Source organism: Streptomyces sp. NPDC007872, from assembly GCF_042868165.1.
Taxonomy (GTDB): Bacteria; Actinomycetota; Actinomycetes; order Streptomycetales; family Streptomycetaceae; genus Streptomyces.
The window spans coordinates 290,185-297,498 of sequence record NZ_JBIAEA010000010.1; the positions used below are offsets into that span (position 1 = coordinate 290,185).

At 73.5% G+C, this 7,314-nt stretch carries 7 protein-coding genes; 2 read left to right on the plus strand and 5 right to left on the minus strand.

Features of this window, described 5'->3' with window-relative positions; genetic code table 11:
* Positions 1 to 220: 220 nt before the first annotated feature.
* Both ACFYNX_RS30015 and ACFYNX_RS30020 read left to right on the plus strand, forming a co-directional pair.
* Positions 221 to 889, plus strand: coding sequence for a TrkA family potassium uptake protein (locus tag ACFYNX_RS30015; RefSeq protein ID WP_125656745.1), 669 nt, complete (start codon positions 221 to 223; stop codon positions 887 to 889).
* Positions 889 to 1,560: a TrkA family potassium uptake protein gene (locus ACFYNX_RS30020; RefSeq protein WP_125656742.1), complete on the plus strand. Its 672-nt coding sequence runs from the start codon at positions 889 to 891 to the stop codon at positions 1,558 to 1,560. Before ACFYNX_RS30015 ends, ACFYNX_RS30020 begins: the two co-directional genes overlap by 1 nt.
* 140 nt (positions 1,561 to 1,700) lie before the next feature.
* On the opposite strand, the gene ACFYNX_RS30025 is transcribed toward ACFYNX_RS30020, so the two are convergent.
* The 5 genes from ACFYNX_RS30025 to ACFYNX_RS30045 all read right to left on the minus strand — a co-directional run bounded on the left by ACFYNX_RS30025 (position 1,701) and on the right by ACFYNX_RS30045 (position 7,077).
* Positions 1,701 to 2,435, minus strand: coding sequence for a DUF3159 domain-containing protein (locus tag ACFYNX_RS30025; protein ID WP_388665820.1), 735 nt, complete (start codon positions 2,433 to 2,435; stop codon positions 1,701 to 1,703).
* 3 nt (positions 2,436 to 2,438) lie between these two features.
* Positions 2,439 to 2,837, minus strand: coding sequence for an OB-fold nucleic acid binding domain-containing protein (locus ACFYNX_RS30030; protein ID WP_365550098.1), 399 nt, complete (start codon positions 2,835 to 2,837; stop codon positions 2,439 to 2,441).
* Between the two features lie 68 nt (positions 2,838 to 2,905).
* Entirely contained in the window at positions 2,906 to 3,592 is a 687-nt protein-coding gene (locus ACFYNX_RS30035; RefSeq protein ID WP_365550101.1) for a response regulator, read from the minus strand.
* A 74-nt stretch (positions 3,593 to 3,666) separates the two neighbouring features.
* A complete protein-coding gene (locus ACFYNX_RS30040) occupies positions 3,667 to 6,213 on the minus strand; it encodes an ATP-binding protein (RefSeq protein ID WP_388665822.1) in 2,547 nt (848 codons plus the stop codon).
* Between the two features lie 135 nt (positions 6,214 to 6,348).
* Positions 6,349 to 7,077: an ABC transporter ATP-binding protein gene (locus ACFYNX_RS30045; protein ID WP_365550106.1), complete on the minus strand. Its 729-nt coding sequence runs from the start codon at positions 7,075 to 7,077 to the stop codon at positions 6,349 to 6,351.
* Positions 7,078 to 7,314 lie beyond the last annotated feature (237 nt).

Consider the following 7,314-nt stretch of genomic DNA (forward strand, 5'->3'; position numbering starts at 1 on the left):
GCGTTCGAAAAGAGCCACGCGCACCGGCACCCCCGACCCGCACGGAATCTCCCTGAGTACCACCTCGGATGCGGTCCCCGCCAGCGTTGCCGCTTAAGCTCGGAGCGGGCGACCCGGCAGGGTGTCGCCCGCCGCGGCCCGGGCGGAGCGGGCGAGGAAAGTTGTGAGCAGGTTGTTTTCGCAGGTCAGCAGGGCGATCAGGAGTGCGGGGTAAGGGGACGTGCACATCGTCATCATGGGCTGCGGGCGAGTGGGAGCCGCTCTCGCGCAGACCCTCGAACAGCAGGGGCACACGGTCGCGGTCGTGGACCAGGACCCGACGGCTTTCCGCCGCCTGGGGTCGGGGTTCGGCGGGCGCCGCGTCACGGGCGTGGGGTTCGACCAGGACACGCTGCGCGAGGCCGGGATCGAGGACGCCGGTGCCTTCGCCGCGGTGAGCAGCGGCGACAACTCGAACATCATCGCGGCGCGGGTCGCGCGCGAGATGTTCGGCATCGAGAACGTGGCGGCGCGGATCTACGACCCGCGCCGTGCCGAGGTCTACCAGCGCCTGGGCATCCCGACGGTCGCGACGGTCCGCTGGACCGCCGACCAGATGCTGCGGCGGCTGCTGCCCTCGGGCGCCGAGCCGCTGTGGACGGACCCGAGCGGCGGGGTGCAGCTCGCCGAGGTGCACACCTCGCCGGCCTGGATCGGCCACAAGATCAGCCGGCTCCAGGACGAGACGGGCGTGCGCGTCGCGTTCCTGACCCGGCTCGGCGAGGCCGTCATCCCCTCGTCGCAGACGGTGCTCCAGGAGGGCGACCTGGTGCACGTGATGATGCGTACGGACGAGATCGCGAAGGTCGAGGAGGCCTTCGCCGAGGGCCCCGAGGAGGCTGGTCACTGATGCGTGTCGCCATTGCGGGCGCGGGTGCGGTGGGCCGTTCCATCGCGGGCGAGCTCCTGGAGAACGGGCACGAGGTCCTCCTCGTCGACAAGGCGCCGACCGCCATCTCGGTGGAGCGGGTGCCGCAGGCGGAGTGGCTGCTCGCCGACGCCTGCGAGATCACCTCCCTGGACGAGGCGGCGCTCCAGCGCTGCAACGTGGTGATCGCGGCGACCGGCGACGACAAGGTGAACCTGGTCGTCTCGCTGCTCGCCAAGACCGAGTACGGCGTGCCGCGGGTGGTCGCCCGGGTGAACAACCCGAAGAACGAGTGGCTGTTCAACGAGGCCTGGGGCGTGGACGTGGCCGTCTCGACGCCGCGTCTGATGTCGGCCCTGGTGGAGGAGGCGGTGAGCGTCGGCGACCTGGTCCGGCTGCTGCGCTTCAGCCACGGCGACGCGAACCTGGTCGAGCTGACGCTCCCGCCGGAGTCGGCCGTCGCCGGCACCTCGGTCGGGGACGTGGACTGGCCGCAGGACACCTCGCTGGTGACGATCATCCGCGGTTCGCGGGTGCTCACGCCGAGCGCCGAGGAGACCCTGGAGGCCGGTGACGAGCTGCTGTTCGTGGCCGCGCAGGCCCGCGAGGAGCAGTTGGAGGACCTGCTCCAGGTGCGCCGCGAGACGTCCTGACGGCCGGTCGTCACACGTCGTACGCGTATGTCGCACGTCGTACGGGGAAGGGCCCGGACCTGACGAACAGGTCCGGGCCCTTCCCCGTGTACATACGGGGCGTAGGCGGTGTACGGGGCGTACGCGCTCGGGGCGGGGCCTCAGGCCTCCGGCCGCCGCTCGGCCGCCGCCTCCTCGCGGGCCTTCTCCGCCCGCTCCTCCGCCTCCATCTCGGCGAAGACGTCGATCGGCGGCGGAGCCTTAGCCAGGAACACCCAGGTGAGGTAGACCGCGAGCAGGAACGGCGGGATCTTCAGGGCGACCGAGACCCAGCCGAACCGGGTCGGGTCGGCCCACCAGTACAGCGGGAAGAGGACCGCGCACTTGCCGAGCAGGATCAGGCCCCAGGCCAGGCTCGCCTTCGTGTACGCCTTCTTGCGGCCCGGGTTGCGGGTGCGCCAGGAGAGGTTCTCCTTGAAGACCGGGCCGAGGATCAGGCCGATCAGGGGGACTCCGGCGACGGCGGTGACGAGGTACGCGAGGGCGAGACCGAGCGTGTAGAGCATGCCCGGCAGGTAGAAGTCCTTGGCGTTGCCGGTCATCATCGCGAAGACCACGCCGAAGGCGACGCCGAAGACGCCGCTGAAGGCGTGCTTGACGGTGTCGCGGCGGATCAGCCGGACGGCGACGAGGGCCAGCGAGACCCCGAGCGCGGCGATCGCCGAGCTCTTCAGGTCCTTGTTGATCGTGAAGATCGTGACGAAGAGCAGACCGGGCAGGACCGTCTCGACCATGCCCCGCAGGCCGCCGAACGCCTCGAACAGCGCGGCCTCGGTGACCTCCTTCGAGGCGCGGGCGTCCTGGTCCGTGCTGGTCGGCTTGTCGAGGGACGTCACCGGCTACTCCTGTCCGAGCGGTCGGAGCTCGTATTTGGGGTTGAAGAGGACCCGCCGGCCGTGGCTCATGGAGATCCGGCCGGAGGCGATCAGCTTGCGGCCCGGCTCGATGCCCACGATGGAGCGGCGGCCGAGCCAGACGACGTCGAGCGGGGCCGTGCCGTCGAAGAGCTCGGCCTCGAGGGCGGGCACACCGGCCCGGGGGCGCAGCGTGACCGTGCGCAAGGTACCAGTCACCTTGACTATCTGGCGGTCGGAGCACTCGGAGATACGCGTGCACCCCGACGCCTCGGCGTCCTCCTGGAGCTCCTCGGACTCCAGGTCCTCGGGAGAGGAGGAGAGCCGGTCGAGCATCCGGCGGAACCTGCCGGCCGGCCTCTCTGTACGCGGTGCAGCACTCATACAGAAAGCGTACCGGCCGCCGCCGTCACGGGAGGGGGCCCGGGGCGCCCCTCCGTGCGGCGTCCGGTTCAGCGTTCGAAGCGGTACCCCATGCCCGGTTCGGTGACGAAGTGGCGCGGGTGGGACGGGTCGCGCTCCAGCTTGCGGCGGAGCTGCGCCATGTACACCCGGAGGTAGTTGGTCTCGGTGCCGTACGAGGGGCCCCAGACCTCCTGGAGGAGCTGCTTCTGGCCGACCAGGCGGCCGCCGTTGCGGACGAGGACTTCGAGGAGGTGCCACTCGGTGGGGGTGAGCCGGACGTCCCGGCCGTCGCGGTGGACCTTCTTCGCGGCCAGGTCGACGGTGAAGGCCTCGGCCTCGACGAGGGCGACCCCGCCCTCGGGGACGCCGACCGGCTCGTTGCGGCGCACGGCGGCGCGCAGCCGGGCGAGCAGCTCGTCCATGCCGAAGGGCTTGGTGACGTAGTCGTCGGCGCCCGCGTCGAGGGCCTCGACCTTCTCGTCGGAGGTCTGGCGGGCCGAGAGGACCAGGATCGGCACCCGCGTCCAGCCGCGCAGGCCCCGGATGACCTCGACGCCGTCCATGTCGGGCAGGCCGAGGTCGAGGACGACGACGTCGGGGTGCCGGTCGGCGGCGAGGCGGAGGGCGGTGGCGCCGTCGGGGGCGGAGTCGACCTCGTACTTCCGCGCCCTGAGGTTGATCACCAGGGCGCGGACGATCTGCGGCTCGTCGTCGACCACGAGGACCCGGGTCATGGAGGAGTGCCTTCCTTTTCGGCCGCCGTACGGGCGGACGGGACGGTGGTACGGGTACGGGGAGGGGGCGCGGCTCAGGTCGCCGCGTGGGCCGGCAGGTCGGCCGCCGGTGCCGGGGGCGCGCCCCGCGCGGCCCGCAGGGTGAGGACCATGGTGAGGCCGCCGCCCGGGGTGTCCTCGGCGCCGAGGGTCCCGCCCATCGCCTCGGCGAAGCCGCGGGCCACGGCGAGGCCGAGGCCGACGCCGGAGCCGCGCGGGGCGTCGCCGAAGCGCTGGAAGGGCTCGAAGATGCGGTCCTTGGCCTCGTCGGGGACGCCGGGGCCGCGGTCCACGACCCGCAGTTCGACCCGGTCCCCCAGGGCGCTGGCGGCGACGGCGACGGGCACGCCCCCGGGGCTGTACTTCACGGCGTTCTCCACGATGTTGGCGACGGCCCGCTCCAGGAGGCCCTTGTCGACCTCGACCATGGGCAGCGTCTCGGGTATGTCGAGCTCGGCGCTGCCGTCCGGCACTCCCCCGAGGGCCATGGGGACGACCTCGTCGAGGTCGACGACCCGCATGAGGGGGGCGACGGTGCCGGTCCGCAGGCGGGACATGTCGAGGAGGTTGCCGACGAGGTGGTCGAGGCGGTCGGCCCCGGCCTCGATGCCCTCCAGGAGCTCGGCCCGGTCCTGCTCGGACCACTCGACGTCGTCGGAGCGGAGGGAGGAGACGGAGGCCTTGATGCTCGCGAGCGGGGTCCGCAGGTCGTGGCTGACGGCGGCGAGCAGGGAGGTGCGGATCTTGTTGCCCTCGGCCAGCTTCCGGGCCTCCTCCGCCTCGCCGACGAGCCGCTGCCGGTCGAGGACGACGGCGGCCTGGGCGGCGAAGGCGCCGAGGACCCGCCGGTCCTCGGCGGGCAGCACCCGGCCGGACAGGGCGAGCGCCAGGCGGTCCCCGACCGGCATGTCGGCGTCCGCCTCCTCCGGCCGGGACGCCGGGTGGGGGCCGACGCTCGCGACGGGCGTCCACGGCTCGACCTCGTCCTCGCGCTCCAGGAGGGCGACCGACTCCATGGAGAAGGTCTCGCGGACCCGTTCGAGGAGGGCGTCCAGGCTGGTCTCGCCGCGCAGCACGCTGCCCGCGAGGTAGGAGAGCACCTCGGACTCCGCGCGCAGCCGGGCGGCCTGGTGGGTGCGGCGGGCGGCCAGGTCGACCACCGAGGCGACCGACATCGCGACGCCGAGGAAGACGGCGAGGGCGACGATGTTCTTGGGGTCGGCGATGGTCAGGCGGTGGACGGGCGGGGTGAAGAACCAGTTGAGGAGGAGCGAGCCGGCGGCGGCCGAGGCGAGCGCCGGCAGGAACCCGCCGAGCAGCGCGGCGGCCACCGTCAGGGCGAGGAAGAGCAGCATGTCGTTGGCGAGGCCGAGGTCGGCGTCGACGTGGGTGAGGAGCAGGGCGAGGCAGGCGGGTCCCGCGACGCCGACCGTCCAGGCGGCGAGGATCCGGGAGCGGCCGAGGCGGGCGCCGCGCGCGACCGGCAGGCCGCGCCCCTTGGCGACCTCGCCGTGGGTGACGATGTGGACGTCCAGGTCGGGCCCGGAGTCGCGGGCGACGGTCTGCCCGACGCCGGGGCCGAGGACGTACTGCCAGGACCGGCGGCGGCTGGAGCCGAGGACGATCTGGGTGGCGTTGACGCCGCGGGCGAACTCCAGGAGCGCGGTGGGGACGTCGTCGCCGATGACGTGGTGGAACGTTCCGCCGAGGTCCTCGACGAGGGTGCGCTGGACGGCCAGCTCCTTCGGGGAGGCCGCGGTGAGCCCGTCGCTGCGGGCGATGTAGACGGCGAGGACCTCGCCCCCGGCGCCCTTCTCGGCGAGGCGGGTGGCCCGGCGTATGAGGGTGCGGCCCTCGGGCCCGCCGGTCAGGCCGACGACGATGCGCTCCCGGGCCTGCCAGGTGGAGCGGATGTTGTGCTCGCCCCGGTACTTGCGGAGGTACTCGTCGACCCGGTCGGCGGTCCAGAGCAGCGCCAGTTCGCGCAGGGCGGTGAGGTTGCCGGGGCGGAAGTAGTTGGAGAGGGCCGCGTCGACCTTGTCCGAGGTGTAGACGTTGCCGTGGGCCATCCGGCGCCGCAGCGCCTCCGGGCTCATGTCGACCAGTTCGATCTGGTCCGCCCGGCGCACGACCTCGTCGGGGACGGTCTCCCGCTGGCGCACGCCCGTGATCGCCTCGACGACGTCGCCGAGCGACTCCAGGTGCTGGATGTTGACGGTGGAGACGACGTCGATGCCGGCCGCGAGCAGCTCGGCGACGTCCTGCCAGCGCTTGGGGTTGCGGGAGCCGGGCGCGTTCGTGTGGGCGAGCTCGTCGACGAGGGCGACCGCGGGGCGGCGGGCCAGGACCGCGTCGACGTCCATCTCGGTGAGGGTGGCCCCCCGGTGCTCCAGGGCGCGGCGCGGGACCTGCTCCAGGCCGCGCAGCACCGTCTCCGTGCGCGGCCGTCCGTGGTGCTCGACGAACGCGACCACGCAGTCCGTGCCGCGCTCCACCCGGCGGTGGCCCTCGGAGAGCATCGCGTAGGTCTTGCCGACGCCCGGCGCAGCGCCGAGGTAGATGCGTAGCTTGCCGCGTCCCATGGACCGACCATACGTCCAGCCGATCGGGCGTCCCGCACGCGGAGAACGGTCGCGGGCGGTATTGACGTGATCCTGATGCCCGCCCGCGCCCGGTGCCTGCCCGGCCCCGGTCCGTCGAACAGCCCTCGGGTGTCCTCAGGCCTCCAGGATCTCGCCGTCGCGCAGCTCCAGGACCCGGTCCGCCAGGCCCAGGAGCTGGGGGTCGTGGGTGGCGACCAGGGCCGTGCAGCCCTCGCTGCGGACCACGGCCCGCAGTAGTTGCATGACGGCGAGGCCGGTCTCCGCGTCGAGCTGGCCGGTCGGCTCGTCGGCTATGAGCAGGGCCGGTCTGTTGGCGAGGGCGCGGGCGATGGCGACGCGCTGCTGCTGGCCGCCGGAGAGCTCTCCGGGCCGCTGGGCCGCGTGGTCGGCGAGGCCCACCAGGCCGAGCAGCAGGGCCACCCGCTCCTCGCGCTCCCCGGGGTCCGCCCTGCGCAGCCGCAGGGGCACGCCCACGTTCTCCGCGGCGGAGAGGATCGGGAGGAGGCCGAAGGACTGGAAGATGAAGCCGATGCGGTCGCGGCGCAGCTCCAGGAGCCCGCTCTCGCCGAGGGTGGAGAGGTCGGTGCCGTCGATGACGATCCGGCCGCCGTCGGCGGTGTCGAGGCCGCCCACGAGGTTGAGCAGCGTCGTCTTGCCGGAGCCGGAGCGGCCCTTGAGGGCGACGAGCTCGCCGCGCGGGATGTCGAAGGAGACGCCGCGCAGGGCGTGGACCGCGGCCTCGCCCGTGCCGTACGAGCGGCGCAGGTCCTCGACGCGGATCATGGGCGGGTCCGCCGGGCCCTCGACGACGGCCGTCGCGGACCCCGTGCTGCTCTCGCTCACCCTGCGCTCCCCCTCTTCGAACGTGTGCGCTCGCCAGTATGGTCCGGCGCGGGTCCGGAGGACCAGGGGCGGGGTCGCGGCCCGTGGAGAACCCGGGGAGGGCGGAAAGACCGGTGGGGGGGGGGGCCCCCCCCCGGGGGGGGGGCGGCCCCCCCCCCGGGGGGGGGGGGGGGGGGGGGGGGGGGGGGGGGAGAGCGCGGTGTACGAGCGCCGCCCCGGGGGGGGCCAACCGCCCGC

What these genes read in the sequence shown, in the direction of transcription:
- ACFYNX_RS30020 (WP_125656742.1), top strand. Translation starts at nt 889, where the DNA reads ATGCGTGTCGCCATTGCGGGCGCGGGTGCGGTGGGCCGTTCCATCGCG.
- ACFYNX_RS30030 (WP_365550098.1), bottom strand. Translation starts at nt 2,837, where the DNA reads ATGAGTGCTGCACCGCGTACAGAGAGGCCGGCCGGCAGGTTCCGCCGG.
- ACFYNX_RS30035 (WP_365550101.1), bottom strand. Translation starts at nt 3,592, where the DNA reads ATGACCCGGGTCCTCGTGGTCGACGACGAGCCGCAGATCGTCCGCGCC.
- ACFYNX_RS30040 (WP_388665822.1), bottom strand. Translation starts at nt 6,213, where the DNA reads ATGGGACGCGGCAAGCTACGCATCTACCTCGGCGCTGCGCCGGGCGTC.